At 72.4% G+C, this 25,883-nt stretch carries 19 protein-coding genes; 4 read left to right on the forward strand and 15 right to left on the reverse strand.

Going from position 1 to position 25,883, the window contains the following annotated elements; genetic code table 11:
• Positions 1-83: 83 nt before the first annotated feature.
• On the forward strand, positions 84-548 hold the full coding sequence (locus ACSTA4_RS21965; RefSeq protein WP_013154379.1) for a MarR family winged helix-turn-helix transcriptional regulator: 465 nt from the start codon (positions 84-86) through the stop codon (positions 546-548).
• Between the two features lie 271 nt (positions 549-819).
• Here ACSTA4_RS21965 and ACSTA4_RS21970 read toward each other — a convergent pair whose 3' ends face one another.
• The 4 genes from ACSTA4_RS21970 to ACSTA4_RS21985 form a co-directional block, all read right to left on the reverse strand.
• Entirely contained in the window at positions 820-1,875 is a 1,056-nt protein-coding gene (locus tag ACSTA4_RS21970; protein ID WP_444960834.1) for a 3-oxoacyl-ACP synthase III family protein, read from the reverse strand.
• An 85-nt stretch (positions 1,876-1,960) separates the two neighbouring features.
• Complete coding sequence (locus ACSTA4_RS21975) at positions 1,961-2,710, reverse strand: HAD family hydrolase (RefSeq protein ID WP_444960835.1); 750 nt, start codon at positions 2,708-2,710, stop codon at positions 1,961-1,963.
• Between the two features lie 35 nt (positions 2,711-2,745).
• A complete protein-coding gene (locus ACSTA4_RS21980) occupies positions 2,746-3,849 on the reverse strand; it encodes a ScbA/BarX family gamma-butyrolactone biosynthesis protein (RefSeq protein ID WP_444960836.1) in 1,104 nt (367 codons plus the stop codon).
• A gap of 182 nt (positions 3,850-4,031) precedes the next feature.
• Complete coding sequence (locus tag ACSTA4_RS21985) at positions 4,032-5,504, reverse strand: MFS transporter (RefSeq protein ID WP_444960837.1); 1,473 nt, start codon at positions 5,502-5,504, stop codon at positions 4,032-4,034.
• A 222-nt stretch (positions 5,505-5,726) separates the two neighbouring features.
• Between ACSTA4_RS21985 and ACSTA4_RS21990 the strand changes: the two genes are divergently transcribed.
• From ACSTA4_RS21990 to ACSTA4_RS22000, 3 genes are all read left to right on the forward strand, one after another.
• Positions 5,727-7,388, forward strand: coding sequence for an FAD-dependent monooxygenase (locus tag ACSTA4_RS21990; RefSeq protein WP_444960838.1), 1,662 nt, complete (start codon positions 5,727-5,729; stop codon positions 7,386-7,388).
• A gap of 479 nt (positions 7,389-7,867) precedes the next feature.
• The gene (locus ACSTA4_RS21995; protein ID WP_444960839.1) at positions 7,868-9,031 is read left to right on the forward strand and encodes an AMP-dependent synthetase; all 1,164 of its coding nucleotides are present in this window, start codon (positions 7,868-7,870) and stop codon (positions 9,029-9,031) included.
• Between the two features lie 605 nt (positions 9,032-9,636).
• Positions 9,637-10,449, forward strand: a complete 813-nt coding sequence (locus tag ACSTA4_RS22000; protein ID WP_253794533.1) for a cyclase family protein — start codon at positions 9,637-9,639, stop codon at positions 10,447-10,449.
• A gap of 115 nt (positions 10,450-10,564) precedes the next feature.
• On the opposite strand, the gene ACSTA4_RS22005 is transcribed toward ACSTA4_RS22000, so the two are convergent.
• The 11 genes from ACSTA4_RS22005 to mrdA form a co-directional block, all read right to left on the reverse strand.
• Positions 10,565-11,011, reverse strand: coding sequence for a type II toxin-antitoxin system PemK/MazF family toxin (locus tag ACSTA4_RS22005; RefSeq protein WP_444960840.1), 447 nt, complete (start codon positions 11,009-11,011; stop codon positions 10,565-10,567).
• A gap of 37 nt (positions 11,012-11,048) precedes the next feature.
• The gene (locus ACSTA4_RS22010) at positions 11,049-11,939 is read right to left on the reverse strand and encodes an alpha/beta hydrolase fold domain-containing protein (RefSeq protein ID WP_444960841.1); all 891 of its coding nucleotides are present in this window, start codon (positions 11,937-11,939) and stop codon (positions 11,049-11,051) included.
• Positions 11,940-12,030: 91 nt separating this feature from the next.
• Positions 12,031-13,188, reverse strand: a complete 1,158-nt coding sequence (proB, locus tag ACSTA4_RS22015) for a glutamate 5-kinase (protein ID WP_444960842.1) — start codon at positions 13,186-13,188, stop codon at positions 12,031-12,033.
• Between the two features lie 81 nt (positions 13,189-13,269).
• Positions 13,270-14,634 (reverse strand): GTPase ObgE, encoded by a 1,365-nt coding sequence (gene obgE, locus ACSTA4_RS22020; protein WP_019609599.1) that lies wholly within the window; start codon positions 14,632-14,634, stop codon positions 13,270-13,272.
• A gap of 122 nt (positions 14,635-14,756) precedes the next feature.
• Positions 14,757-15,017 carry a 50S ribosomal protein L27 gene (gene rpmA / locus ACSTA4_RS22025; protein ID WP_047869455.1) on the reverse strand — a complete coding sequence of 87 codons (261 nt, stop codon included), beginning with the start codon at positions 15,015-15,017 and terminating at the stop codon, positions 14,757-14,759.
• A gap of 14 nt (positions 15,018-15,031) precedes the next feature.
• Complete coding sequence (gene rplU / locus ACSTA4_RS22030; RefSeq protein WP_416027324.1) at positions 15,032-15,343, reverse strand: 50S ribosomal protein L21; 312 nt, start codon at positions 15,341-15,343, stop codon at positions 15,032-15,034.
• Positions 15,344-15,702: 359 nt separating this feature from the next.
• Positions 15,703-18,738 carry an Rne/Rng family ribonuclease gene (locus tag ACSTA4_RS22035; protein ID WP_444960843.1) on the reverse strand — a complete coding sequence of 1,012 codons (3,036 nt, stop codon included), beginning with the start codon at positions 18,736-18,738 and terminating at the stop codon, positions 15,703-15,705.
• 158 nt (positions 18,739-18,896) lie between these two features.
• Positions 18,897-19,673 carry a TIGR03936 family radical SAM-associated protein gene (locus tag ACSTA4_RS22040; RefSeq protein WP_248774648.1) on the reverse strand — a complete coding sequence of 259 codons (777 nt, stop codon included), beginning with the start codon at positions 19,671-19,673 and terminating at the stop codon, positions 18,897-18,899.
• A gap of 668 nt (positions 19,674-20,341) precedes the next feature.
• On the reverse strand, positions 20,342-22,279 hold the full coding sequence (locus ACSTA4_RS22045; RefSeq protein ID WP_444960844.1) for a TIGR03960 family B12-binding radical SAM protein: 1,938 nt from the start codon (positions 22,277-22,279) through the stop codon (positions 20,342-20,344).
• Positions 22,280-22,560: 281 nt separating this feature from the next.
• Entirely contained in the window at positions 22,561-23,733 is a 1,173-nt protein-coding gene (gene rodA / locus ACSTA4_RS22050; RefSeq protein ID WP_444960845.1) for a rod shape-determining protein RodA, read from the reverse strand.
• A gap of 2 nt (positions 23,734-23,735) precedes the next feature.
• Positions 23,736-25,880 carry a penicillin-binding protein 2 gene (mrdA, locus tag ACSTA4_RS22055; RefSeq protein WP_444964241.1) on the reverse strand — a complete coding sequence of 715 codons (2,145 nt, stop codon included), beginning with the start codon at positions 25,878-25,880 and terminating at the stop codon, positions 23,736-23,738.
• Positions 25,881-25,883: the final 3 nt, after the last annotated feature.

Genomic DNA, 25,883 nt, shown 5'->3' on the forward strand with positions numbered 1-25,883 from the left:
GGTGGAGCGGGCGGCTCCCGGCGCCGGCCTGACGACCGGCCGACGAGCACGGAGGGACAGGCGCTCTGAGATACGATTCCCAGATGACCCAGCTTCCCATGGACCAGCGGATCGGTCATCACCTGAAGCGCGCCGAGCAGGAGCTGATCTCCGCGAAGCACGCTGTTCTGAGGCAGTTCAACCTCTCGGTCCCCCAGTACACGGTCCTGCTCGTGCTCTCGGAGGAGCCCGGGGCCTCAGGTGCGATCCTGGCCCGCAGGTGCCTGGTGACCCCCCAGACGATGTCCTCGGTCCTCGCGACCCTGAGCAGGCGCGAACTGATCGAGCGCAAGCCCCACCCGCTGCACTCGCACATCCTGGAGACGAGGCTCTCCCCCAGCGGACAGGACCTGCTCGCCAAGGCGGACGAGGCCGCGATCCGGGTGGAGATGCGGCTGAGCGAGGCGTTCAGCAGCGAGGAGGAGGGTGAGTTCGTCCGCTTCCTCAGCCGGTGCGCGGAGGTCTCCGCGGAGACCCGCACCGAACTGGCGGACCTGGGCGAGGAGTGACCCCCGTCCGGGCGGGCGCCCCGGCGTCGCCGCGCCGGGAGCCGGGCGGGGCCCCGCCCCGCCGCTCCGTGGGCACCCGCCTCCCGCGCCTTCCCGGAGAGGCGCTCGAAGGGGCGCTCCACGAGGCGTTCTGAAAGGCGCCCGGAAAGGCGTCCGGAAGAGGCCGCGCCCTCCACGGTCGGGACACCGACCGTTCACGCACGTCCCGGGATGGAGCGTGCACGGCCCCGGGGACCGGACACGCCCCGCCCGCCCTCCGGCCCGGCAGGGGTCACGCGGGCACGTGGACCGGAGTCGTCCCCGCGGAGCGGACCGAACGGACCACGGAGGCCGCCCTCGCGGCCACGGGGCTCCACCGCACGAGGGCCAGCCCGACACTCATGCCGCCGCCGAACCCCGCGAGCAGGACGAGGTCGTCCCGTTCGAGCAGCCCGGCGCGGTGCACCGTGTCCAGGGCGACGGGCACCGATCCCGAACCCGTGTTGCCATGGGTCTGCACGGTCAGGTGGAGGTGGGCGTTGTCCAGGCCCAGCGACGGCCAGACGTCCTCCAGCATGGCGCCGTTGGCCTGGTGGGGCACGAAGTGGCGGACCTCCTCCCGGTCCACGCCCAGGCCGTCGAGCATCCGGTGCACCGCCTCGGGCAGCCGCCGGGTGACGTACTCGCGCACGCCGCGGCCCTCCATCGTGAAGAAGTGCCCGCCCTGTCCCAGGGTCTCCGCGGAGGCGGGCAGGCGCGAGCCCCCGGCCGGAACCCTGATCAGGTGGTGGTGGTCCCCGTCGGTGAGCAGCTGCGTCCCCATGACGCCGCCGCGGTCGTGTGAGGGCCCCAGCAGGACCGCGCCCGCGCCGTCCCCGAACAGGACCGCCGTTTTGCGGTCGCCGTAGTCGAGGATCCGGGAGTAGATGTCCGCGCCGACGACCAGCGCGTAGGCCTCCCCGTGCGGCCGCAGCAGGTGCTCGGCCACGGAGAGGGCGTAGACGAACCCGCTGCACACGGCGTTGACGTCGAACGCCGCCGCGGACCGCGCGCCGAGCAGGTGCTGGGTGATGCTGGCCGTCGCGGGCTGGGGGTGGTCCGGGGTGGACGTGGCGACGATGACGTAGGCCAGGCGGTCCGCGGAGACGCCCGCCTGCGCCAGGGCCCGGCGGCCGGCCGCCGCGGCGAGGTCGGAGGTGGCCTGGTCGGGGGCGGCGCGCCGGCGCTCGCGGATCCCCGTCTTGCGGCGGATCCACTCGTCGGTGACACCGGCGGTGCGGGCGATCGGCTCGTTGCCGACCACTTCGTCCGGCAGGTACGAGCCCGTGCCGAGGATGGCGATGGTCATCGTGCTGTCTCCTTCTTGCTGGACTGCGGGGAGGGGAGGGCGCGGGTGCGCCTCCGCACCGCGCGGAGGCGCTCCCGGCCCGGCGTCACGCGCTCACCGACGGGAGGGGCGAAGCTCCCTCCGGAGCGCCGGGGCCCGGGCGGTCGGAGCGGACGCGTTCCCATCCGTTGGCCTCGGCGTGCGCCGTGAGCGTCGCGTCCTCGCCGACGGCGACCGGGACTCCCACGGCCGACAGCAGGGCGAGGTCGCTGGAGTGGTCTCCGTAGGCGGTGCACGAGGACAGGGGTACGCCTCTCACCGCCGCGGCGGCCCTGGCGGCGGTCTCCTTCGTCGCGCCGATCATCGGGACGAGGACCTCACCGGTCAGGCGCCCGCCGCGGACGACCGGCCGTGTGCCCAGTGCCCAGTGGGCTCCGGCCTCATCCGCGATCGGGTCCAGGCAGGCGAAGAAGGAGCCCGAGAGCAGGACGACCAGGTCGCCCTCGGCCCGGTGGCGGCGCAGGCGCTCCAGCACCGGCGTGTGCCAGAAGCCCGGCACGCGCGCGGCCTCGGAGAACCATGCCCGGCCCTCGGCGCGCAGCCCCTCGACGGACTCGCCCGCCATGAGGCGGTAGTAGAGGCGGTTGACGTCCTGGCGGGGCACGCCCCGGGCCGCCGCCGCCCTGAGGCGGGCCACGGCCCGCTCGTAGGAGCCGGGCGGCCTGGAGCCGTTCCCGAGGTGGAACTCCAGGAACGAGAACATGCTCTTCGGTCCGATGAGCGTCTCGTCCACGTCGAAGAACGCGATGCCGCGCCCCCGGGGGCCCGGGGTGTGCGCTCCGTTCGGAAGGGTCATGGCTTCTCCTGTCGTAGGGGTCGGTACGGTCCGCTTCACGCGGGGAGGCGGACCAGGCCGACCTCGATCCGGCAGATCGACGCGCCCCTCTGGAGCACGTCCACCTCGACGGAGGTCGGGGCGGGTTCCGGGCCGCCGGTGGGCGCGAGGAACTCCACGATTCCGCCTTGCGTGTAGTAGACGCCGTCCTCCTCGGCCCCCTCCGCTCCCGCAGGAGCGGTGACCGCCCGCAACTCGGTCCGGGGCTCCAGTTCGCCGAAGCTGGTGAAGGTGGCGGTGATCTCGGTGGGGTAGGCCTTGGCCGGCGAGGTGCCCCGGACCTCCAGGAGCGTGTTCAGGGCCAGCTGGCGCCCGGCCTCGATCAGGACCATGCCCGGCAGGTGGTCCTGGGCGTGGTCGAACAGGCTCGGGTGCTGGGGCAGCACGCGCAGGGAGGCCGACACGGTGTCCCCGGTCCCCGCGAGCCCGGTCAGGACCACGTTGTCGCCGTTCGACCGGCCGACGAGGTAGGGGGCGGGGACCTCCCCGCCGACGGTGAAGTCGAAGGTCTCCGTGGAGGGGACCGGCTCGCCGGAGCGGTTGCTCAGGCGCAGCGCCTCGTAGCTCGCCGGCGACTTGAACCGCAGCCCGACGACGGCGTTGCCGACCTCCGTGCCGCCGACGAAGAGCCGGAACCTGGCGTCGTAGCCGACCACGCGTCCTTCCTTGACCCTCTTGTCCCCGACGGAGCAGAGCATGCGGAGGGCGCACGGAGCCGTCCCCACCGTCATCAGCTCGGGGCGCGTGATGGTGATGCCCAAGGTGGTGAGCACGAACTTGTGGTCGAAGGGGACGCCGTAGTGGGTGTGCGCGATGGCCAGCCCCACCTGTCGGCATGCTTCGAGCAGCAGCACGGGGTCGTGGCGGCGGGGGCGGAGCAGGTGGTCGCCGTAGTAGGCGTGCGAACGGGGGAGCTGGGCGGCGGCCGCGTGGGCGTCCCCGCCGAGGGGCTGGGTGTCGGTGACGAAGACCTCCGCCAACGACTCCCGGTGGACGACGGTGCGGTCAACGGTCCGCTCGTAGTCCAGGGCCGGGCCCTCCGGGTCGGCGGTCACGGTGTCGGTGGCGCCGTTGAGGAGGTGGTGCACGGGCATCTGCATGGTCTGTCTCACATTCCTCGGGCTTGTGGTCCTGATGTGGGGGCCGCGGCGGGGAGCGTCTCCCGCGGTGCGTCGGTACGGCGGGAGGCCGGGGTCGGAGGCCGGGGTACGGCGGGGCGGGGCCCGGGAGGGGCGGTCGGCGGTGGACGGGAGCCCGGGCGGAGGGTCCGCGAGGACCCCGCCTAGCGGAGCTCGCGTTCCCTGACGACGAGGAACGTGACCACCGCGCCGGCCAGGGCGAGGAGCGCCAGACCCAGGAACGTGGTGTGCATCGCGGAGGTGAGGCTGGCCGAGACGGCGTCCAGCGCGGTCGAGCGGTCCGCCTCGGCGAACTGGCCCAGCGCCGTTTCCAGTCGGCCCTGGGTGGCCTCGCCCGCCAGGGTCCGCTCCTGCTCGGGGTCGGCGAAGGGGAGGTCGAGCGTGTTCAGGGACAGGGTCGCCAGCACGGACCCGGCTCCGGCGATCGCCACGCTCTCCCCGGTGATGCGCATGGTGTTGAAGATGCCCGAGGCCATCCCGGCCCGCTCGACCTCCACGGAGCTGAGCGCCGCGTTGTCCATGACGCCGAAGGCGCTTCCCACCCCCGTGCCGAACAGGGCCAGGGGAGCGGCGAGCGCCGTCCAGTGCTGGCCGGGCTGGAGGGTCATCAACCACAGGGATCCGCCCGCGATGAGCAGGGAGCTGGTGGCGAGCATGACCCGCAGGGGGAGCCTGGCGGCGAGCTGCCCGGCCAGCATCGGCAGGGCGAGCACCGGCAGGGTCAGGGGCAGGAGCAGGGCCCCGGCCTCGGCGGCGCCGAACCCGCCGACGCCCTGGAAGAAGGGCGGCAGGTAGACGAGCAGGACCACGAAGCCGAAGGTGATGGTGAAGGGCTGGCAGACGACCACGACGAACGTGGGCCGCTTGAACAGCGAGAGGTCGAACATCGGGCGCCGGACCCGTGACTCCACCACGACGAAGGCCGCGAGGAAGACGAGGAACCCGACCGCCGACCCGATCGCGCTCAGGCTGAGCCAACCCGCCTCGGCGCCCTGGACGAAGGCGAGGGAGAGCAGGAACAGGCTGGTACTGAAGGTCATGACGCCGCCCCAGTCCACCGAGGTGGAACCGGGGTCGCTCGACTCCCGGATCGAGCGGACCAGGAGCAGGACGACGGCGGCGAACGCGAGGTTCATCAGGAACACCATGCGCCAGTCCAGGAAGTTGACCATCAGCCCGGCGACGAAGGGCCCCATGGCCAGTCCGAAGCCGAAGGAGGTTCCCAGGAGGCCGAAGGCCCGGGCCCGGGCCGTTCCCCGGAAGGAGTCGGCGAGGATCGCCGATCCGCTGGTCATGATGCCCGCGGCGCCGATGCCCTGGACCGCGCGGGCGACGTCGATGACGAGAATGTTGGAGGAGAGGCCGATCACCGTGGCCATCGCGGTGAAGACGACGAGGCCGATGACGAGGACCCGGCGCCTGCCGAAGCGGTCGGCGAGTCCGCCGGCGGCGAGCATGAACGCCGCGAAGGTGACGTTGTAGGCGTTCTGGACCCACTGGGCCTCGCCGACGCTGGCGTTCAGGTCGGCCGCGAGCTGGGTGAGCGCCACGGCCGGAGCGGTGACGGCGAGCGGCAGCATCACGCTGGACAGAGCGACGGCGACGAGTGTGGCCACCGCCTGTCCCCTGGTCAACGGGGCGGGAGCGCTCCGCGCACCCTGCCGATCCGTTGCTTCTATCGCCATTCCCCTACCCCTTAATTCGCTTCCTTATAGCCATCCATTCGTGGATGAGCATAAGGTGTCTTATGTCCATCGTCAATCTTATAGAACTGGCCGCGTGCGCGGTGGGCGGACCCGGGACACCCACCGCGACCCGTTCGATCGGAGCTCCCCGAAATGCAGTTGACCAGCGAAGACACCGCTTCCGCCCGCGCGCACAGCGCCCCCACCGACGTCCTCGTGGTCGGCGCCGGGCCCGTGGGCCTGACCGCCGCGTGCGAGCTTCTGAGACGAGGAGCACGTGTACGGCTCATCGACCGCGCCGAGTCCGCCTCCCCCTTCCCCAAGGCCCTGCTGCTCTGGCCGCGCACCCTCGACCTGCTGGACGACCTGGGCGCCCTGGAATCCACCCGGCGGGCGGGCATCGACATCCGCAGGTTCCGCTACTACTCCTCCGGCGACCCGCTGGCCACGTTCACGTTCCCCGAGCACCTGGCCCCGGTGTGCCTGCCCCAGAACGAGACCGAGCGCGTGCTCACCGAGCGGCTGCACGCGCTCGGCGGGCGCATCGAACGGGGGGTGCGGCTGCTCGCCCTCGACGGGTTGGACTTCTCCGGCGACATCACCGCGACCGAGGGGGTGACCGCGATCCTCGAACACTCCGACGGGACCGTCGAGCGCTACCACGCGCCCTTCCTCATCGGCGCGGACGGCGCGGGCAGCGCGGTGCGCGCCCAGATCGGCACCGGCTTCGCCGGCAGCACCTACGAGTCGGCGTTCGCCCTCGTGGACTGCCGCATCGAGGGGGAGCTGCCAGCCGACGAGGCGCTCTACTACCAGTCGCCCCGGGGCGCCCTGGTGATCGTCGCCCTGCCCGACGGCGTCTTCCGGTTCTTCGCCAGCCTCCCGCCCGGGGAGAAGGCGGGGGTGGACCTGCTCCAGCGGATCACGGACGAGCAGGGACCGGGAGGCGTCCGGCTGGTCGACCCGGTGTGGGAGTCCGTGTTCCGCGTGCACCGGCGGCACGCCGACGACTTCCAGCGGGGCCGCGTCTTCCTCGCCGGGGACGCGGCGCACGTGCACAGCCCGGCCGGGGGCCAGGGCCTCAACACCGGGATGCAGGACGCGCAGAACCTGGCCTGGAAGCTGGCCGCGGTGACACGGGGCGAGGCCGGACCGGAACTGCTCTCCACCTACGGCCCCGAACGCAAGGACGTGGCGCGGCAGGTGGTGCGCGACACCGACATCCAAACACGCGGGTGGATGCTCCAGCACCCCGTGCAGACGGCGGGCCGGGACGCGGCCTTCCGAATCCTGGAGCCGGTCATGGAACGCGGATACCTGCCCGTCATGGCGGGTTACCGGTTCCGCTACACACCCGCTCGCCTCACCCAGGAGCCCACCTGGCCCTCCCTGTGCCGGGTGACCGGACGGCTGGCGGGCGCCGTCCGCGCCGGCCACGCCCTCCCCCGCTCCCTCGCGGTGGACCTGGGCGTCGCCGGGCACGGGGTGGCCGGGAGCGGGCCGGGGGTCCGCGGGTGGACCCTCGCCGTCACACCCGGCCGCGGACGCGCCCGCGACGGGGAGCCGTTCTCCGCGCTCGTCGCCGACCGGCCCCAGGTGCGGACGGTGGCGCTGAGCGCCGACCAGGCCTCGGAGCACCGGCTGTGCTCGGCGCCGGGCTACCACCTGGTCCGACCGGACGGCTACGTCGCCGCCCACGGGCACGCGCGGGACCACGCCCGCCTGAGGGTGGAACTGGCCGTGCACCTGGGGGCGGCGGACGGTCGGCGACACGCGGCCGGGACCGTCGGACAGGCCGCGCCGAGCCGAGCCTGAGAGCCCCCTCCACACGGCGCCCGGCGGTGCCGACGGCGCTCGGCACCGCCGGGGCTGCAGCGCGGGCCGGGGCCGCCACCATCATCCCGCCCAGCGATCGGGAGCGGTGAGCAAGGTCACTCGACCACAACCGGCCACCGGGGGAACACGCTCCGAGGCGTCTTCCAACGAGTGAACATGACCTGCGGTGATCGCACGCTCACCAGCAGAGGAAATCCTCACCATGTTCCTCGGTGAGGGAATCTGCTTTACTGTCCAACGGCCTCGAACCCGCCATGCCGGCAACGAAGGCATTCCCCCGAGAATAATTAACAGGAATTCCACATTCATTAACGTCACCGCAGCCGTCCCCGGCGGGATGAACGAAATCCCTGACATCCAGAGATGCGAGCACGAGAATGATGATGAATATCGGAGGAAAAGTGGAGGGGCCGCTCTCCCTGGCCCACGCGTTACAGCGCCTGGCGAGGATCCCTTCCATGAGGCGCAAGTACGGCCGTCACCTCGTGCTGGGGCGCAGGCCCCGCTTGGTGGACCTGCCGCCCCTCACCCGTGAGGAGCTCGGCGAGGCCGTCGACACGATGATGCGGGAGTTCCCGGCCGAACTCTCCCGGGCCTCGCTCCATCTCATGGGGGGAACAACGTCCACGAGCCGGTTGGGCGCGCTGCCCTCCGACCTCCACGTGGACGAGATCGCCCCGCACCTTCAGCCCTTCGCACCGGGCGACCTGGTCGCGAGCCTGAGCACCCCGTTCCACATGCGCGCGTCGCACGACCTGCACAACGCGCTCGCCGCACGGGCCGGCGTCCCCACCCTGTCGCTCGACGCCCCGACGGACCAGATGATCGAGCCGTGCCTCGACCTCTTCGAGCGGCACGGGGTGAGCGCCTTCGCCGCCACCCTGGACACCGTCCAGCGCGTCCTGCGCTTCTGCGCCGCGTCCGGACGGCGTCTGGACTTCCTGCGCAAGGTGCTCTGGAGCGGACCGGCGATGGACGCGGGGACGCGCTCGCTGATCCGCACGCACTTCCCCCACCTGCGCACATGGGCGCTGTTCGGCTCCGCGGAGACCTGGATCATCGGGCACAGCGGGCCCGACTGCGCGATCGACACCTTCCACCCGCTCCCCTACCAGCACACCGAGGTCGTCAACGGACGCATGCTCGTGACCGTCACGCACAGGAAGGCGGTCGTCCCCCTGCTGCGCTACGACACCGGCACCGGAGCCGAGTGGACGTCGTGCACCTGCGAGCTGCCGGGCCGGGCCCTGCGGACCAACAGCCGCATAGACGCGCCCTACGGTCCGCTCAGCAGTCTGGTGGCCCCCGCCGACCTGGCGTCGCTCGCCCTCCAGCTCGACTCGGTGGAAGCCGCCCAGGTGGTCATGATCCGTCCGCACACCGAGAACGAGCGGCTGCGCCTGCGTGTCCGGCTCCGCCCCGGGACGGAGCCGGACCTGTACACCGTCGAGTGGATCCGGCACCACGTGGTGTCCGGCTGCCTGGCTCTGGCGGAGGTCATCGAGGAGGCCCCCGAGACCTTCGAGGTGACCCTCTCCCGGCGGCTGCTGGACCAGTCCTCGGACGGCTCGGCGCCGACGATGGTGGTCAGCACCGCGTCCCGGGGCCGCTGCTCCGCGTAACCCGTTCCCGCCGCTCGGCCCCGCACAGGGCCGGGCGGGAATTCACCGGCGCGGCGCGAGCGCGGCTCCCGCGGAATACGACGGGGCGGGGACTGCCACCTCAAGAAGGAAATCCCTCCGTTCCCCGGGTGGGCGCGGCGGCCCGGCGGGCGGGACGCACTCCGTTCCGCACAACGGGTTCGGGGAACGGCGGAAAGCGCCGTGCCGACTCCGGACGCGCCCCGACCGCTCCGGCTCTTGCGGCTCCCCCGCCGGAGAACGACACCTCCCGGAACGGGCGCAAGCCTCCGCGCCGGCCCGCCCGCGTGTTCGGCGGGTCACCTTCCGCAGCGAGACCGCCGGTCCGTGTCCGCCCTGGACACAAGACATCACATGAGGCACAGGCTTCACTTTCGGATAAGAGATCGTATACTCATTCCAGATCGAACGGACAGCAGACCTGGAAGAGGAACACTGCGATGTGCGGACCCCACGTGATCCACAAGGCTCGGAAGACGTTCATGACCGCATCGGGGCGCGCCCCGGAAACGTCGGGGGGCACGATCACGGCGGAGCGGCCGGCGCCGCCCGCGCGCCCGGCCGGCGCGGGCCTGGGCCGGAGGCGCATGCTGACCGGTTCGGCCGCCGTCGGCGCCGTGCTCACCGGGATCGGCGCCCTCGGAGGGCCGGTGGAGTCCGCCCACGCCCAGACCATCGCCGGGATCAGCCCGTCGCGGCTGACGGTCACCGACCTCACCCACGTCCTCCACAACGACTTCCCGATCTACCGGCCCTACATCCTCGACCCGAACATCTTCCAGTTCGCCTCGATCGAGGAGGACGGCTTCAACGCGCTCAAACTGGAGATCGACGAGCACACCGGGACCCACTTCGACGCGCCGTGGCACTTCAACGACAGCGCTGACGCACTGCACACCCACGAGGTGGACCCGCGCGACCTGGTCTGTCCGCTCGTCGTCGTCCGCATCGCCGACCGAGCCGCGAGGCACTACGACGCCCAGGTCACCGTGGCGGACCTACGCCGCTGGGAACGGCGCCACGGCCGCATCCCCCGGGGCGCCCTGGTCGCCATGGACTCCGGATGGAGCGCGCGGGTACTCCAGAGCGAGGAGGCGATGCTCAACCGCGACAGCGACGGCGTCGCCCACTTCCCCGGGTTCGACATCGAGGCGATCGACTGGCTGCTGAGCGCGCGGGACATCGCCGGGATCGCCGTGGACACCCCGAGCTTCGACTACGGGCCCGACTCCGCCTCCAACCCCGAGGCACACGTGTTCCTCCTCGGGGAGAACAAGTACGCCGTCGAGATGGTCGCCCACCTGGAGACGGCTCCCGAGAGCGGCGCGATGGCGATCGTCGGCGTCGCCAACATCCGGGGCGGCTCCGGCGGCCCCGTACGCCTGTTGGCCCTCTCCTGAGGCGACGGGGGCCGCAGGGCCCCGGCGGCGGCCCTGCGCCCCGGGGCCCGACCGACTTTCCGGCGGGTCCCGGGCCGGGTCCGGGGCCCGCGGACGTGCGACCGCCTTCCGCCGCTCAGCTCCACCCGTAGCGGGCCCGCAGGACGTCGGCGACCATCCAGAACAGCTCCTCGTCCATGACGGCCGCCTCCCGGCGGATGTCGTCCTCGTCGAACTCGAAGAGCCGGTCCACCCGCACGTAGGAGTCGCGCTGCTCCCGGTCCCAGGGGCCCGAGCCGACGGGCAGCCAGTCCTGGCGCTCCCACGCCTCGGGGCGCTGGGAGGACAGCATCAGCCCGTGCAGCCGCCCGCCCCGGCGGCCGACGACCAGCAGCGGGCGGTCCTTGCCCCGCCTCGGGTCCTCCTCGTAGGGGACCCACGTCCACACGACCTCGCCCGCGTCGGCGAGTCCGTCGCGCTCGGGCGCGTAGACGAGCCTGGTGGCGCTGGCGGCGGTGGGGATCTCGCGGACCTCGCCCCGGTGGGGGTGGTCCTCGCTTCGGCGCGTCGTTCGTTCGCTCACGCCCGCATCCTAGGGCGTCCGCCCCGTCCGGGGAGCCTCACAGATCCTGGACGGTGCCGATGATCCGCGCCCGCGCCCGACTGCCCTCGGGCACCGGGACCAGCGGGTAGACGTGGAAGGCCCCCTCCTCCTCGTGCAGGTCCACCTCTCCCCCGGCCCGCTCGACGAGCGCGCGCAGACGCCTGGTGTCGGGCAGGAACACGTCGCGGGTGCCGATGTAGAGGTCCATGGGCGGCAGGCCGGAGAGCACGCCGTTGACGGGGCTGAGCCGGGGCAGGGACAGGTCGTCGCCGTCCGCCCACACCTTGGCGGCCTCCTTGAGGCCGACCGGACTGAGCCAGGGGTCCCGGCCCTCCACCTCGGCGATGTCGGGGTTGGACATGGTCAGGTCCGCCCACGGGGAGACCAGGATGAGCCGCGCGGGCTGGGGCAGGCCCTCCTCGGGCAGCGTCTGCGCGAGGGCCAGCGCCAGGCCCGCCCCGGCCGAGTCCCCGGCGAACACCGTGCGCTCCGGCACGACGTGCTCCAGCAGGTCGCGGTACACGGTGTGGAGGAAGCCGAACGCCTCGCGGTAGGTGTGCTGGGGCGCCAGCCCGTAGACGGGCACCTCCACCCGGCAGCCCACGTCCGCCATGCGCGAGATCAGCACCCAGTGCCAGGGGGAGATCTCGCTGATGTAGGAGCCCCCGTGCACGTACAGGACGGCTTTGTCGGGGTCCTCCCCCCGGTCCCGGGCGAGGACCGTGTAGCTGGAGAAGCCCCCGACCTCCCGCCGGGTGGTCTCGTGGCGCTTGGCGACCCAGTGCGGCGGCTCGGGGTCGTCCTTGGCCTCGTCGATGCGCTCGCGCGCGCCCTCGACGGTCTCCATGGGGCGCTTGCGCGCCACCCGGAACGCCACCGCGAGCATTCTCGCCACCAGGCTGGGCATGGGTGTCTTCACTCTCCTCGGGGGATGTCCCCGACATTGCCACACAGGTGTCGCGGCGGGACGGGACCGCGGCGGTCCGGGGGAACGCGGTCTAGAGCACGACCAGGTCGTCCCGGTGCACCAGCTCGCGCTCGTAGGAGGGGCCCATCTCGCGGGCCAGCCACCGTGTGGACCTGCCCATCAGGTCGGGCACCTCGGCGGCGTCGTAGTTGACCAGCCCGCGCGCGACGACGGTGCCGTCCTCGTCGCACAGGTCCACCGGGTCGCCCGCGTTGAAGTCGCCGGTCACCCTCACCACACCGGCCGGGAGCAGGGACGCCTTCTCCCGCACCACCGCCGTGACCGCGCCGGGGTCCAGGACCAGGCTGCCCCGTCCCGCGGTGGCGTGCGCCAGCCACAGCTGGCGGGCCGAGGGGCGCCGTCCCCGCCCCGGGGCGAACAGGGTGCCCGCGGGCCCGCCCTCCAGGGCCGCGCGGGCGTTCGCGGCGGAGGTCAGCAGGGTGTGCACGCCCGCCTCGGTGGCGATCCGCGCGGACGCCACCTTGGTGACCATCCCGCCGGTGCCCACGCCCCGCCCGCCCGAGCTGCCGATGTCGATGCCGTCCAGGTCCGCCGGACCGCGCACGAGGCTGACCACCGACGACCCCGGAGCGGAGGGGTTGCCGTCGTACAGGGCGTCCACGTCCGAGAGCAGCACCAGCGCGTCGGCGCGCATCAGGTGCGCCACCAGTGCCGCCAGGCGGTCGTTGTCGCCGAACCGCAGCTCGTGCGTGGCCACGGTGTCGTTCTCGTTGACGATGGGCAGGGCGCCGATGTCGAGCAGGCGGCGCAGCGTGCGCTGGGCGTTGCGGTGCTGCACCCGCCGCATCATGTCCTCGACCGTGAGCAGGACCTGCGCCGCAGTGAGGCCGTGCCCGGCCAGCTCGGCCGTGTAGGCGGCGAGCAGAAGCCCCTGGCCCACGCTGGCGGCGGCCTGCTGGGAGGCCAGGTCGCGGGGCCTGCGGGCCATGCCGAGCGGGGTCATCCCGGCCGCGACCGCCCCGGAGGAGACCAGGATGACCTCCTGGCCGGCGGCGCGGCGGTCCGCCAGCACCCGGACCAGGTCGCGGATGCGGCAGGAGTCGATCCGGCCGTCGGGTGTGGTCAGGGAGGACGATCCCACCTTGACCACGACCCGGCGCGCGGCGGCCACCGCCGCGCGCCCGGAGGCCTCCAGGGAGTCGGTCTGTTCGAGTCCTGCGCTGTGCACCGTGTGGGGCTTTCCATCCAGTGGCGCGGCACCGGGCGCCGCGCTCGTGCCTGTCGGCCGGGCCGTCGGTCCCCGCGCGGGTCAGCCCAGCCGGGCGTCGGACCCGCGCGGGCCGGACGGGACGACCTCGGCGTCCGTGGAGGGGTCCCAGTCGAAGACCACGGAGTCCTCCTCGGTGCCGATGTGCACCTCGGCGCCCTCGGTGGCGCCCGCCTTGGCCAGCTGCTCCTCGATGCCGAGGCGGTTGAGCCGCTCGGCGAGGTAGCCGACGGCCTCGTCGTTGGAGAAGTCGGTCTGGCGCACCCAGCGGGCGGGCTTGTCGCCGCGCACCTGGAAGGCGTTGCCGCCCAGCGGCACCACCTGGAAGGGCGCGTCGCCGATGGCCTGGGGGCGGATCACGACCCGGGTGGGCTCCGCAGGCGGCGCGGCCTCGCGGGCCGCGGCCACCTGCTCGCCCAGGGCGAAGGACAGTTCGCGCAGCCCCTCGCGGGAGGCCGCGGAGACCTCCAGGACGCGGTAGCCGCGCTCGACCAGCATCGGGGTGACCAGTTCGGCGAGCTCGCGGGCCTCGGGGACGTCCACCTTGTTCAGGGCGACCAGGCGCGGCCGGTCGGACAGGTCCACGCCGGTGCTGCGGCCGTAGGCGGACAGCTCCGCCTCCAGTGCCTCCAGGTCGCTGACCGGGTCCCGGCCCTGCTCGTAGGTGGCGCAGTCCAGCACGTGCAGGAGGGTGGAGCAGCGCTCGATGTGGCGCAGGAACTCCAGGCCCAGCCCCTTGCCGTCGCTGGCCCCCGGGATGAGGCCGGGCACGTCGGCGATGACGTACTGGACGTTGCCCGCCTCCACCACGCCCAGGTTGGGCACCAGGGTGGTGAACGGGTAGTCGGCGATCTTGGGGCGGGCCGCGGACATGGCGGCGATCAGGGACGACTTGCCCGCGCTGGGGAAGCCCACCAGGCCGACGTCGGCGATGGTCTTCATCTCCAGGCGCACGTCGAAGCCCTGGCCCTCCTCGCCCTTGAGGGCGAAGCCGGGGGCCTTGCGCCGCTTGGTGGCCAGCGCGGCGTTGCCCAGGCCGCCGTGACCGCCCTCGGCGAGCACCAGCCGGGTGCCGTGGCCGACCAGGTCGGCGACGACCTCGCCGTCCATACGGCTGACCACGGTGCCGTCGGGCACCTTGAGGACGAGGTCCTCGCCCTTGGCCCCGGCGCGGTGGCCGCCCTGGCCGGGCGTGCCGTTGCCGGCGGCGCGGTGCGGGCGGCGCTGGTAGTCCAGCAGGGTCGCGGTCTGGGTGTCGACCTCCAGGACGACGTCCCCGCCGTGGCCGCCGTTGCCGCCGTCCGGACCGCCCAGCGGCTTGAACTTCTCACGGTGCACGGAGGCGCAGCCATGCCCGCCGTTCCCGGCCTTGACGTGCAAGACCGCCTCGTCGACGAAGTCAGGCATAGCTCTCCCCGTTACTCTCCGGCCCCCGAGCGGGGGCCTGGACACACACGCGTCATCCAGTGACAACGCGAGAGGCGGGCCAGTGTTCCCTGGCCCGCCCTGTACAACGTCCGCGCGCGTGCCTACTCGGCGGCGGCGGGAACGATGTTGACGGCCTTGCGGCCGCGGAAGCTGGCGAACTTGACCTCGCCGGCGACCAGCGCGAACAGCGTGTCGTCGCCACCGCGGCCGACGTTGGCGCCGGGGTGGAACTTGGTGCCGCGCTGACGGATCAGGATCTCACCAGCCGAGACGCTCTGGCCGCCGAAGCGCTTGACGCCAAGGCGCTTGGCGTTCGAGTCACGACCGTTACGGCTGGACGAAGCGCCCTTCTTGTGTGCCATTTCTTCCAGGCCTCCTACTTCGCCGCGATGCCGGTGACGCGCACCTGGGTGTGCTTCTGGCGGTGACCCTGGCGCTTCTTGTAACCGGTCTTGTTCTTGTACTTCAGGATGTTGATCTTGGGGCCCTTGGTCTCACCGAGGACCTCGGCGCTGACCGAGTAGCCGCTCAGCTTGTCGGCGTCGCTGATGACGTTGTCACCGTCGACGACGAGGATGGGCTGCCATGTGATGGTGGCGCCGGTCTCGTCGGAGACCTTGTCGATGTTCAGGACGTCATCGACAGACACCTTCTCCTGTCGGCCGCCCGCTCGCACGATCGCGTACACCGGGTAACTCTCTTCCTGCTCGCTCAACGAATAATGCTCGGGACCATCCCCGAGACATGAGCCCGGGGTCCGGGTCCGACCGCACCTGTGCCCAGATCGGCCGGGAGGCCCATCCCCGTGTGGGCGGGGAGGTGCCTCGTTCCACGATCCACTGATCGCCTGTAGCGGGGCGCGGGGATCCGAGGGAAACAAACCCTGCGTGGAGAGCACTTCGGTGTCGGGGCGCGCGATTGTGGTGGCATAGCGCGCCGACGCACCGTCCCTCAGATTACCATCGGCCCGCCACGGGCCTGTACACGTGCCGTGGTCCGGACCGGGCTGGCGCCGGTCCGGACCACGGCGGGGCTACCGCCCCTGAATCAGCCCGCGTCCACGGCGGTCGGCGGGGTGGCCGCCGCCCTGGTGCGCCGGGTCCGGCGACGCTTGGGCCGCTCGGCGGCCTCGTCGTCACCGGCCTCGGCGGGCGTCTCGGCGGCGGTCGCGTCCGCCTCGGCGGGGACGCTCTCACCGCCCGCGGCCTCGGCCTCACCGGTGTCGGCCGCCGCGCGGGCGGTACGACGGGTGGTGCGCCGGGCGCGGGTCTTCTTGGCCGGGGCCTCCTCGGGAGCCTCCACGGCCTGCTCGGGCTCCGCGGCCTCAGGGGCCTCCTCCGTGGCGGTGATCTCCTCCTGCTCCTCCGCCGCGGCCTCGGCCTTGCGGGAGCGGGAGGCCCGCTTACGGGTCTTCTTGGCGGGCTCCGGGGCCGGGGCCTCGGCCGCCTGCGGAGCCTCGGAGGCCTCCTCGGTCCGCTCCGCGTCCGCCTCGGCGGACCCGTCGGCGTCATCGCCCGCCTTCTCGGCCCTCTCCGGCCTGTCGGCCCCGTCGGCCTTCTCGGGCTTGTCGGAGGACGGCTTCTCGGCCTTCTCCGACTTCTCGGCGGCCTGGTCCGGCTCGCCCTTGCCCTTCTTCTTCTTGCGGCCGTTGCCGTTGCCGCCGCCCTTGCTCTCGACCGGGTCGCTGGCGACCACCAGGCCGCGGCCGTTGCAGTGCTCGCAGCTGTGCGAGAAGGCCTCCAGCAGGCCCTGGCCGACCCGCTTGCGGGTCATCTGGACCAGGCCCAGCGAGGTCACCTCGGCCACCTGGTGCTTGGTGCGGTCGCGCGAGAGGCACTCCAGCATGCGCCGCAGCACCAGGTCGCGGTTGGACTCCAGGACCATGTCGATGAAGTCGATGACGATGATGCCGCCGATGTCGCGCAACCGGAGCTGGCGGACGATCTCCTCGGCCGCCTCCAGGTTGTTCTTGGTGACCGTCTCCTCCAGGTTGCCGCCCTGGCCGGTGAACTTGCCGGTGTTGACGTCGACCACGGTCATGGCCTCGGTGCGGTCGATGACCAGCGAGCCTCCGCTGGGCAGCCAGACCTTGCGCTCCAGGGCCTTGTTGATCTGCTCGTCGACGCGGTAGGCGGCGAAGACGTCGCGGTCCTCGTTCCAGTGCGAGAGGCGCTCGGAGAGGTTGGGGGCCACGTAGTCCACGTACTCGTGGACGGTGGTCCAGGCCTCCTCACCGGACACGACGAGGCTGGAGAAGTCCTCGTTGAACACGTCGCGCACGACCCGCACCGTCAGGTCGGGCTCGCTGTTGAGCAGCGAGGGGGCGTTGGCCGACTTGGACTTGCGCTTGATGGAGTCCCACTGCTTGGCGAGACGGGTGATGTCGCGCTCCAGCTCCTCCTCGCTGGCGCCCTCGGCGGCCGTGCGCACGATGACGCCCGCGCCGGAGGGCATGACCTTCTTGAGGATCTGCTTGAGGCGCGCGCGCTCCTTGTCGGGGAGCTTGCGGCTGATGCCGGTCATCGAGCCGCCGGGCACGTACACGAGGTAGCGGCCGGGCAGGCTGATCTGGCTGGTCAGGCGGGCGCCCTTGTGGCCGACGGGGTCCTTGGTGACCTGCACCAGGACCGACTGGCCGGACTTGAGCACCGACTCGATGCGCTTGGGCTGGCCGTCCAGGCCGAAGGAGTCCCAGTTGACCTCGCCCGCGTACAGGACGGCGTTGCGGCCCTTGCCGATGTCGACGAACGCGGCCTCCATCGAGGGCAGCACGTTCTGCACCCGGCCCAGGTACACGTTGCCCACGTAGGAGCGGTGCGTGGCCCGGTCGACGTAGTGCTCGACGAGGATGTCGTCCTCGAGGACGGCGATCTGGGTGCGGTCCTCGACGCGGCGCACCACCAGGTCCCGCTTGACCGACTCGCGCCGGGCCAGGAACTCCGACTCGGTGACGATGGGGGCGCGGCGGCGGCCCTGCTCACGGCCCTCGCGGCGGCGCTGCTTCTTGGCCTCCAGCCGGGTGGAGCCGCGGACCGCCTGGACCTCGTCCTCGATCGGCTTCTCCTGGCGGGGCTCGCGCACCCGGACCACGGTGTTGGGCGGGTCGTCCGAGGTGGCCTCGGGACCGTCTCCCCCGCCGGAACGGCGGCGACGGCGGCGCCGGCGGCGGCTGCTGCGGTCGTCGGACTCGGCGGACTCGTCGGCCGCGCCGTCGTCCTCACCCCGGTCCTTGTCGGCGCGCTGCTCCGCCTTGTCCTCGGCGGGCTCGGGGGCCTCGGCGGCCTCGTCCTCGTCCGCGCGGGAGCGGCCGCGTCCCCGGCCTCCGCGACGGCGGCGACGGCGGCTGGGGCGGTCGTCGTCCCCGTCGCCGGTCTCCTCCGCGCCGGTGGCCTGGGCGGTCTCCTCCTCGGACTCCTCGTGAGCGTCCTCATCGGCCTCCGCCGGGGCGGTGCCGCGGGCGGGCACGGGGGCGGCGCTGGCCACCGGGGGCTGGAAGAGCATGGAGGGGGCCTGGAAGACGTTGCCGCCGCCCGCCTCCACGGTCTCCTCGTCCTTGACGGGCTCCTCCGCTGCCTCCGAGAGCGCGGGCCCGGCGGTCTCCGCGGCCGCGGCGGAGCGGGAGCGCGAACGGCCCCGGCTCCTGGCCGTGGAGGGGGAGGTGTCCTCCGAGGCGGGGGCGGAGGCGCGCGAACGGCGCGGAGCCGCGTCCTCGTCGGCGGAGGCGCGGGCCCTGCGCGGGGCGGCGTCCTCGTCAGCGGAGGCACGCGAACGGCGCGGGGCGGCGTCCTCGTCGGGACGGCCCGCGGCGCGCACGGTGCGCCTACGCGAGGTGGTGGCCACCGAGGTCTTGACCGTGCCCCCCTCACCGGAACCGGCGAGGGAGGTGACGGGCGCGGAGGGGGGAGTGAAGACGTCGTCGGGTTCGGGGGGTGGTCCGGCGGCGCGGCGGACGCCCTTGGCGGGCGCGGGCGTGGTCACGCGCACCTCACCGCCCCCCGCGGGGGGCGCCGCCGCCGTGTTGTCGGTTGTTTCAGTTGTACCCGCGGTGCCGTCGGCACCGTTGTTGGGCTCGTTGTCGAGCATCCGGGCGGTCTCCCGTCAGAGTCCTCGGGCGCGCCGCGACCTCTCGGTCGGCGGCGCGGCTCACGAGAACTGTCGTCGCTGTGTCAGCGCCGGCGGCGCCGGGGCGCCGTCGGGGCAAAGTCCTGTGGTGTCGCCCATGTTCCCCGCTTCGGGGCCGCTCATCCGCGCGGTCCCGCCATGGGCGTTGACGGCCGTGGTGCGTCTTCGCGCCGCTCCTCCGCGTTGTCGTCCGCGGGTCCGGAGCTCGTGTGGGCTTCGGGCCGGTCCTGGGAGAGCGGGTCCGCGATCGCACCTGTCGTCTCGTCCAGCGGCCCCTGCGCCAGCCGGGTCATCATCGGAGATGACGGCGGCGCGAGGTCGGCCACGTGGCGAAGGCCGGTCAGCACGTCGTCCGGTCGAACAGCAGGTGTCGTGTGCCGTACGACCATCCGAAGTATGGCATATGTCGTGTGATGTTCCTCTGGGGCGCGCCCGAGGGAGTCAGCGCACACGTCGATGCGGACCACCGCCGGCCGCGTGTCGAAGCGGCGACGGCCCTTCTTCGTCATCCGCTCCACCTCGACGCTGTCGGCGGCCAGATAGGCGGCCACCGCCCTGGCGGCGTCGTCGGGGTCGACGCCCGCCATCTCCACACGCCACTCGGAGGCCTGGAGCCGGTCGGCCAGCCCGGGATGTCGGGCCTCGACGACCTCGACGACGTCGATGCCCTGGGGCATGGCCGCGTCGATGTCGGCTCGGACCCTCTCGGGCGGACGGTGCTCGGCCAGAGTGAGTTCAAGGTACTCCGCCTCGCTGGCGACCCCGGTGGGGGCCGCGCCGGTGTAGGAGACCTTGGGGTGAGGCGAGAAGCCAGCGGAGAAAGCCACGGGTACGGAGGCCCTGCGCAGGGCGCGCTCCAGAGCCCGGGCGATGTCGCGGTGGCTGGCGAACCTCATGCGTCCGCGCTTGGCGTAGTGGACGCGAAGCCGTTGTCCGGGTTTGGCGGTGGAGGGTGAGGTGGTGCCCTCGGATGCGGGGGGCAGCTCAACTCCTTTCCTCATGCCCCCTGGTGCGGTCGGCGGGGCGACCTGAAGGGGCTGTTCCTCGTCCTGTTCAGCGTACGGTGCGCCGTGGTGCACATGCGCCAGCAGGACTACGCATACCGGTATCTCCCCCACTGACCTGCGATCGAAAAGTCCCCGAGCGGTCGGAGCGGACACTGGAGCCGTGTTCACCACCAGAACGCGGGGTTCGCCGAAAAAAATCCGAAGAAAATCTGGATCCGATGGCAACCCCCCGCGTAGCCCGCGAGTCCTATTACACGTACGGCCCGGCGCGAGCGGGGCGCCGGGCCGTACACCTTCCTCCCCCGGGCCGCTCCCCCCAAGGGTCGAGAGAGCGCCCGGAGCGCGAAATCCTACTTCACCCCCTCCCGGGGCACATGAGCCGACCCCCGCCCCGGCACGGACGCCAGAACCCCTGACCCCACCGACGACCGGTGGGACCAGGGGTTCTTCCGTGTCCGGCGCCGCTCGGAAGCCTCCCGGGCCCGCGCGGCACGCCGCCGTGGCCGGAGCCCCCCGGTCGCGGGGCGGGGTCCGCCCCGCGACCGGCGCCCGGCCGGCTAGACCACGTTGAGCGGCAGCAGCGGGCGGCCCTCCGCAGGGGCGTTGATCTGGATCTCGGTGCCCATGCTCGGGCAGACACCGCAGTCGTAGCAGGGGTTCCAGCGGCAGTCGTCCACCTCCAGCGACTCCTCGCCGTACAGCGAGTCCTGCCAGTCCTGCCACAGCCACGACCGGTCCAGGCCCGCGTCCAGGTGGTCCCAGGGCAGGACCTCGTCCTCGTCGCGCTCGCGGGTGGTGAACCAGTCCACGTCCACCGGGAGGTCGGCCAGGGCTGCCTCGGCGGCCCCGGACCACCGGTCGTAGGAGAAGTGCTCGCTCCAGCCGTCGAACCGGCCCCCCGAGCGCCACACCTCCTCGACCACCCGGCCGACCCTGCGGTCCCCCCGGGAGAGCAGGCCCTCGATGATGGAGGGGCGGCCCTCGTGGTAGCGCAGACCGATCGACTTGCCGTACTTGCGGTCGCCCCGCAGCCTGTCGCGCAGCTTGCGCAGCCGGGCGTCGACGGCCTCGTGCGAGGTCTGCGCCGCCCACTGGAACGGGGTCTGCGGCTTGGGCACGAACCCGCCGATGGACACCGTGCAGCGGATGTCCTTGCGCCCGGTCACCTCACGGCCGGTCCGGATCACCTCGGTGGCCAGGTCGGCGATGGCCAGGACGTCCTCGTCCTCCTCGGTGGGCAGGCCGCACATGAAGTACAGCTTCACCTGCCGCCACCCGGCCGCGTACGCGGCGGTGACGGTGCGGACGAGGTCCTCCTCGGTGACCATCTTGTTGATCACCCGGCGCATCCGCTCGCTGCCGCCCTCCGGCGCGAACGTCAGGCCGGAGCGGCGCCCGTTGCGGGTCAGCTCGTTGGCCAGGTCGATGTTGAACGCGTCCACGCGGGTGGAGGGCAGGGACAGGCCGGTGTTGGTGCCCTCGTAGCGGTCGGCGAGCCCCTTGGCGATCTGCCCGATCTCGCTGTGGTCGGCGCTGGACAGCGACAGCAGCCCCACCTCCTGGAAGCCGGAGGCCTCGACGCCGTCCTCGACCATCTTCGTGACGGTCTCCTTGTTGCGCTCGCGCACCGGCCGGGTGATCATCCCCGCCTGGCAGAACCGGCAGCCGCGCGTGCAGCCGCGGAAGATCTCCACGCTGTAGCGCTCGTGCACGGACTCGGCGGTCGGCACGATCGGCTTCTTGGGGTAGGGCCACTGGTCCAGGTCCATCACGGTGTGCTTCTGCACCGTGCCGGGCACCCCGGGCCGGTTGGGCGTGTAGGAGGCGATCCGCCCGTCCTCGTGGTAGGCCACGTCGAAGAAGCGGGGCACGTACACGCCGCCGGTCGCGGCCAGGCGCAGCAGCAGGCCGTCGCGCCCGCCGGGCTCGCCCTCCTCCTTGAACTCGCGGATGATCTCGGTGATGGCGAGGGTGATCTCCTCGCCGTCGCCCAGGACCACCGCGTCCAGGAAGTCGGCGATCGGCTCGGGGTTGAACGCCGAGTGCCCGCCCGCCAGCACGACCGGGTGGTCGGCGGTGCGGTCGGCCGCGCGCAGCGGGATGCCGGCCAGGTCCAGCGCGGTGAGCATGTTGGTGTAGCCCATCTCGCTGGCGAAGCTCAGCCCGAGCACGTCGAAGGCGGCCAGCGGCCGGTGCGAGTCCACGGTGAAGTGGGGCACGCCGTGCTCGCGCATGAGCTTCTCCAGGTCCGGCCACACCGCGTAGGCGCGCTCGGCCAGCACGCCCTCGCGCTCGTTGAGGACCTCGTACAGGATCTGGACGCCCTGGTTGGGCACTCCCACCTCGTAGGCGTCCGGGTACATCAGCGCCCAGCGCACCCGGGTCTCGTCCCATTCCTTGACCACGGAGTTGAGCTCGCCACCGACGTACTGGATGGGCTTGGCCACCTGCGTCAGCAGGGGTTCCAGCCGCGGGAAGAGGCTTTCGACGGACATGGTGTGGGCCTTCGTTCGGCGGACATCGTGTCGGGTGTGCGTGGACCCCCGCCGTCGCGGGGGCCGGCGCGGTGACGCGTGGAGCGCACCCGCGCGGATGTTCCCAGGCTACCGGCGCCACGGGCTCCGGGCCGCTCCGTCCACGGGCCCGGTCGGGACCCGACCCGGGCCGGCCCCCGGCGCCGCGCCGCTCCCCCGCCGTGATCGGCCCTCCGCACGGCGGTGGGGCGGGCACCGGCGCCTGCGCCGTGCCCGCCCCACCGGTGTCGTGGTCCGTGTCCCTAGGCGAAGCCCCGGTCCCGGGAGTCGACGCCCAGCACCAGCCCCAGGGCGACCATGTTGGCCACGATCGCGGTGCCGCCGTAGGACATGAACGGCAGCGGCAGACCCGTCACCGGTACGACCCCCAGCCCCATCCCGATGTTGATGAAGGCCTGGAACCCGAACCAGGCGACCACGCCCACGCACAGCAGGCGCGGGTAGGGCTGCTCGCACCCCTGGGCGATGCGCAGGATCCGCCACAGGATCAGCGCGAACAGGCCGATGACCACCACCGATCCCACGAAGCCCAGTTCCTCGCCCGCCACCGTGAAGATGAAGTCGGTGTGCTGCTCGGGCACGAACTGCCCGTGCGTCTGCTCGCCCTGGAACAGCCCGGTGCCGTTGAACCCGCCCGACCCCACCGCGATCAGCGCCTGGTTGGAGTTGTACCCCGCGCCCTGCGGGTCGGCGGTCGGGTCCATCAGGGTGGCGATGCGGTCCAGCTGGTAGGGCTCCAGCAGGTCGAACCACCACACGCACAGCGCGCCGACCACCCCGCACGCCAGCATGCCCGCCACCCACACGATCGGGGCGCCCGACAGCGTGAGCATGCCCAGGAAGATCGTGACGAGCACCAGCGTGGTTCCCAGGTCCGGCTGCGACATCACCAGTGCCAGCGGCACCGCCAGGACCACCAGGCAGAACACCACGTCCCGCGTCATCGGCCGGGCCTCGCCGTCGCGGGGCTCCCCCAGCAGCGTGGCCAGGACCAGGACCAGACCGACCTTGGACAGCTCACTGGGCTGGAACTGGAAACCGCCGACCACGATCCAGCCGCGCGACCCGTTGATCACCTCGCCGAGCGGGGTGAGCACCAGGACCAGCGCGACCACCGTGACCAGGTAGACGATCGGCGCGTACGCGCGGATCGTGCGGTGGTCCACCGCGGCGACCAGAAGGCACAGCGCCCACGCCACCAGCAGGTGGAGCAGGTGGCGGCCCAGGTGTTCGGTGGACTCCAGCGGGTCGCTGCCGTCGCCCGGGATGGTCGCCGACCACACCAGCAGCGTGCCGATGGCGCACAGGGCCGCCACCGACACGACCAGCGTCCAGTCCAGCCGGCGCGCCAGGCCCGCCGCGCTGCGTCCGATCTCGGCGCTCCGTGACCCGGGCGCCCCCATGTAGGTGCTCATGGCTACCGATCCAGCAGGTCGATGGAACCGTCGGGACGGACGTCGGGCAGCTGCTCGGGCGGCGCGCCGCCCGGGATCAGCGGCTCCGCGCCGCCGGACGCGTCTGCCTCGGCCTCGGCCCCCTGTGCCGGGGAGTCGAACCCGTAGATGCCGTCGTAGATGGCCCGCGCGATGGGCGCCGAGGTCGTACCGCCGGTACCGCCCTGGGAGACCAGGACGACGATGGCGAACTGCGGGTCGTCGGCGGGCGCGTAGGAGGCGAACCAGGAGGAGACCTGGCGCCCCTCCACGTCGGCGCTGCCGGTCTTGCCCGCGACGGACACCTGGTCCTGCGGGAACCCGGCGAAGGCGCCGCGGGCGGTGCCCTCCTTGGGGACCGCGGTGAGCGCGGTCTGGAGGTACTCCAGCGTCTCGTCGCTGACCGGGAGCTCGCCGCGCACGACCGGTTCGATCTCGCGCACCTCCGTCCCGTCGGCGGAGACCAGCGCCCTGCCGATACGCGGCTCGTAGAGCGTGCCGCCGTTGGCGACGGCCGCGTAGGCGCTGGCGAGCTGGAGCGGGGTGACGAGGACGTCGCCCTGGCCGATGGCGAAGTTGACGGCCTCGTTGGCCCGCCACTGGAAGCCCTCCACGCACTGCTCGTAGGCCAGCAGTTTGAGGTAGGCGGCGCGCGACGGGTCGGTCTCGGCAACGTCGGGGTAGCCGTGCTCGCCCCGGTGGCAGTTGTTCTCGCGGGTCTCCTGCCAGAAGGTGCGCTTCCACTCGCGGTCTGGGATGCGCCCGGAGGTCTCGTAGGGCAGGTCGATCCCGGTCGGTGAGCCGAAGCCGAAACCCTTGGCCATCTCGGCCATCGCCTCGTCGGCCTCGCCGTCGGGGTAGAGCCCGCCGTCGTCCTTCCACATCTGGTAGCCGAAGTTGTAGAAGACGGTGTTGCAGGAGACCACGATGGCCTCGTGGAGGCTGATCGCCCCCTGGCCCTGGCCCTCGTAGTTCTCGTAGTTCTGCCCGGCCAGGTTCACCGAGCCCGGGCAGGCGTAGGTGCTGCGCAGCGAGTAGCCGTTCTCCGCCGCCGCCGCGAGCGAGGAGACCTTGAACGTGGAACCCGGCGGGTAGGTGCCCTGCACGGCGCGGGAGAGCAGCGGCTCGCCCGCCTCCTCGCTGAGCATCTCGTCGAAGGTCTCCTGGTCGATGCCGCCGCGCCAGATCGCGGGGTCGTAGGTGGGCAGGCTCGCCATGGCCACCACGCCGCCGGTGCGCACGTCCAGGACGATGGCGGCGCCGGAGTCGGCCTTGTAGCGGGGCCGGGCGTTCGCCATCCCCTCGGCCAGCGCCTCCTCGGCGATCTTCTGCACGCCGAGGTCGACGTGGGTGACCAGGTGCATCCCCGGTTCGGGCGGCGCCTCGGAGATGACCTCCATGACCTCGCCGTGGTTGTTCACGCCCAGGACGCGCTTGCCCGCGGTGCCGCGCAGCTGGGCGTCGTAGACCGCCTCCACACCGTCGCGGCCCACCATGTCGATGCCGGTGAACTGGGTGCGCAGGTCCTCGCGGGCCTCCAGCTCCTCCTGGGTCACCGGTTGCAGGTAGCCCAGCATCTGGGAGCCGTGTTCGCCCTGCGGGTACTCGCGCACGGCGTGGGCCTGGGCGCTGATCCCGGGGAAGCGGTCGGCGCTCTCCATGATCTGGAGGGCGACGGACGGCTCCACGTCGTCGGCCAGGGTGACGGGCTGGTAGGGCGAGCCGGGCCAGCACGGGCGGCTCACCTCGGGCCCGCACAGGCGCATGCGCTTCTGGAGCTCCTCCAGCGGGACGTCGAGCACCTCGGACAGGTCGGTCAGGACCTTCTCGCCGCCGTCGTCCATGCCCATGATCTCGTGGTAGTCGGCGGAGACCACCAGCTCGGTGCTGTTGTTGACCAGCGGGCGGCCGGTGGCGTCGAGGATCTGCCCCCGCGTGGCGGGGACGAGGAGCTGCTGGTGGTGGTTGGCCACCGCGAGCTCGCGGTAGTGGTCCCACATCGGGATCTGGAGGTACCACAGCCGTACGGCCAGGGCCGCGAAGAGCACCAGGACCAGGATCTGGGCGAGCAGCAGTCCGGCCCGGCCGAGCTTGCGGCCGGGCAGTTCGACGTCGTCGACGGGCGACATGTG

The sequence above is a fragment of the Nocardiopsis sp. M1B1 genome, assembly GCF_052466615.1.

Coding starts and splice junctions, on each gene's coding strand:
- ACSTA4_RS21965 (WP_013154379.1), top strand. CDS start 84: ATGACCCAGCTTCCCATGGACCAGCGGATCGGTCATCACCTGAAGCGC.
- ACSTA4_RS21970 (WP_444960834.1), bottom strand. CDS start 1,875: ATGACCATCGCCATCCTCGGCACGGGCTCGTACCTGCCGGACGAAGTG.
- ACSTA4_RS21975 (WP_444960835.1), bottom strand. CDS start 2,710: ATGACCCTTCCGAACGGAGCGCACACCCCGGGCCCCCGGGGGCGCGGC.
- ACSTA4_RS21980 (WP_444960836.1), bottom strand. CDS start 3,849: ATGCAGATGCCCGTGCACCACCTCCTCAACGGCGCCACCGACACCGTG.
- ACSTA4_RS21990 (WP_444960838.1), top strand. CDS start 5,727: ATGCAGTTGACCAGCGAAGACACCGCTTCCGCCCGCGCGCACAGCGCC.
- ACSTA4_RS21995 (WP_444960839.1), top strand. CDS start 7,868: ATGAGGCGCAAGTACGGCCGTCACCTCGTGCTGGGGCGCAGGCCCCGC.
- ACSTA4_RS22000 (WP_253794533.1), top strand. CDS start 9,637: ATGCTGACCGGTTCGGCCGCCGTCGGCGCCGTGCTCACCGGGATCGGC.
- ACSTA4_RS22010 (WP_444960841.1), bottom strand. CDS start 11,939: ATGCCCAGCCTGGTGGCGAGAATGCTCGCGGTGGCGTTCCGGGTGGCG.
- obgE (WP_019609599.1), bottom strand. CDS start 14,634: ATGCCTGACTTCGTCGACGAGGCGGTCTTGCACGTCAAGGCCGGGAAC.
- rpmA (WP_047869455.1), bottom strand. CDS start 15,017: ATGGCACACAAGAAGGGCGCTTCGTCCAGCCGTAACGGTCGTGACTCG.
- ACSTA4_RS22035 (WP_444960843.1), bottom strand. CDS start 18,738: ATGCTCGACAACGAGCCCAACAACGGTGCCGACGGCACCGCGGGTACA.
- ACSTA4_RS22040 (WP_248774648.1), bottom strand. CDS start 19,673: ATGAGGTTCGCCAGCCACCGCGACATCGCCCGGGCTCTGGAGCGCGCC.
- ACSTA4_RS22045 (WP_444960844.1), bottom strand. CDS start 22,279: ATGTCCGTCGAAAGCCTCTTCCCGCGGCTGGAACCCCTGCTGACGCAG.
- rodA (WP_444960845.1), bottom strand. CDS start 23,733: ATGAGCACCTACATGGGGGCGCCCGGGTCACGGAGCGCCGAGATCGGA.
- mrdA (WP_444964241.1), bottom strand. CDS start 25,880: ATGTCGCCCGTCGACGACGTCGAACTGCCCGGCCGCAAGCTCGGCCGG.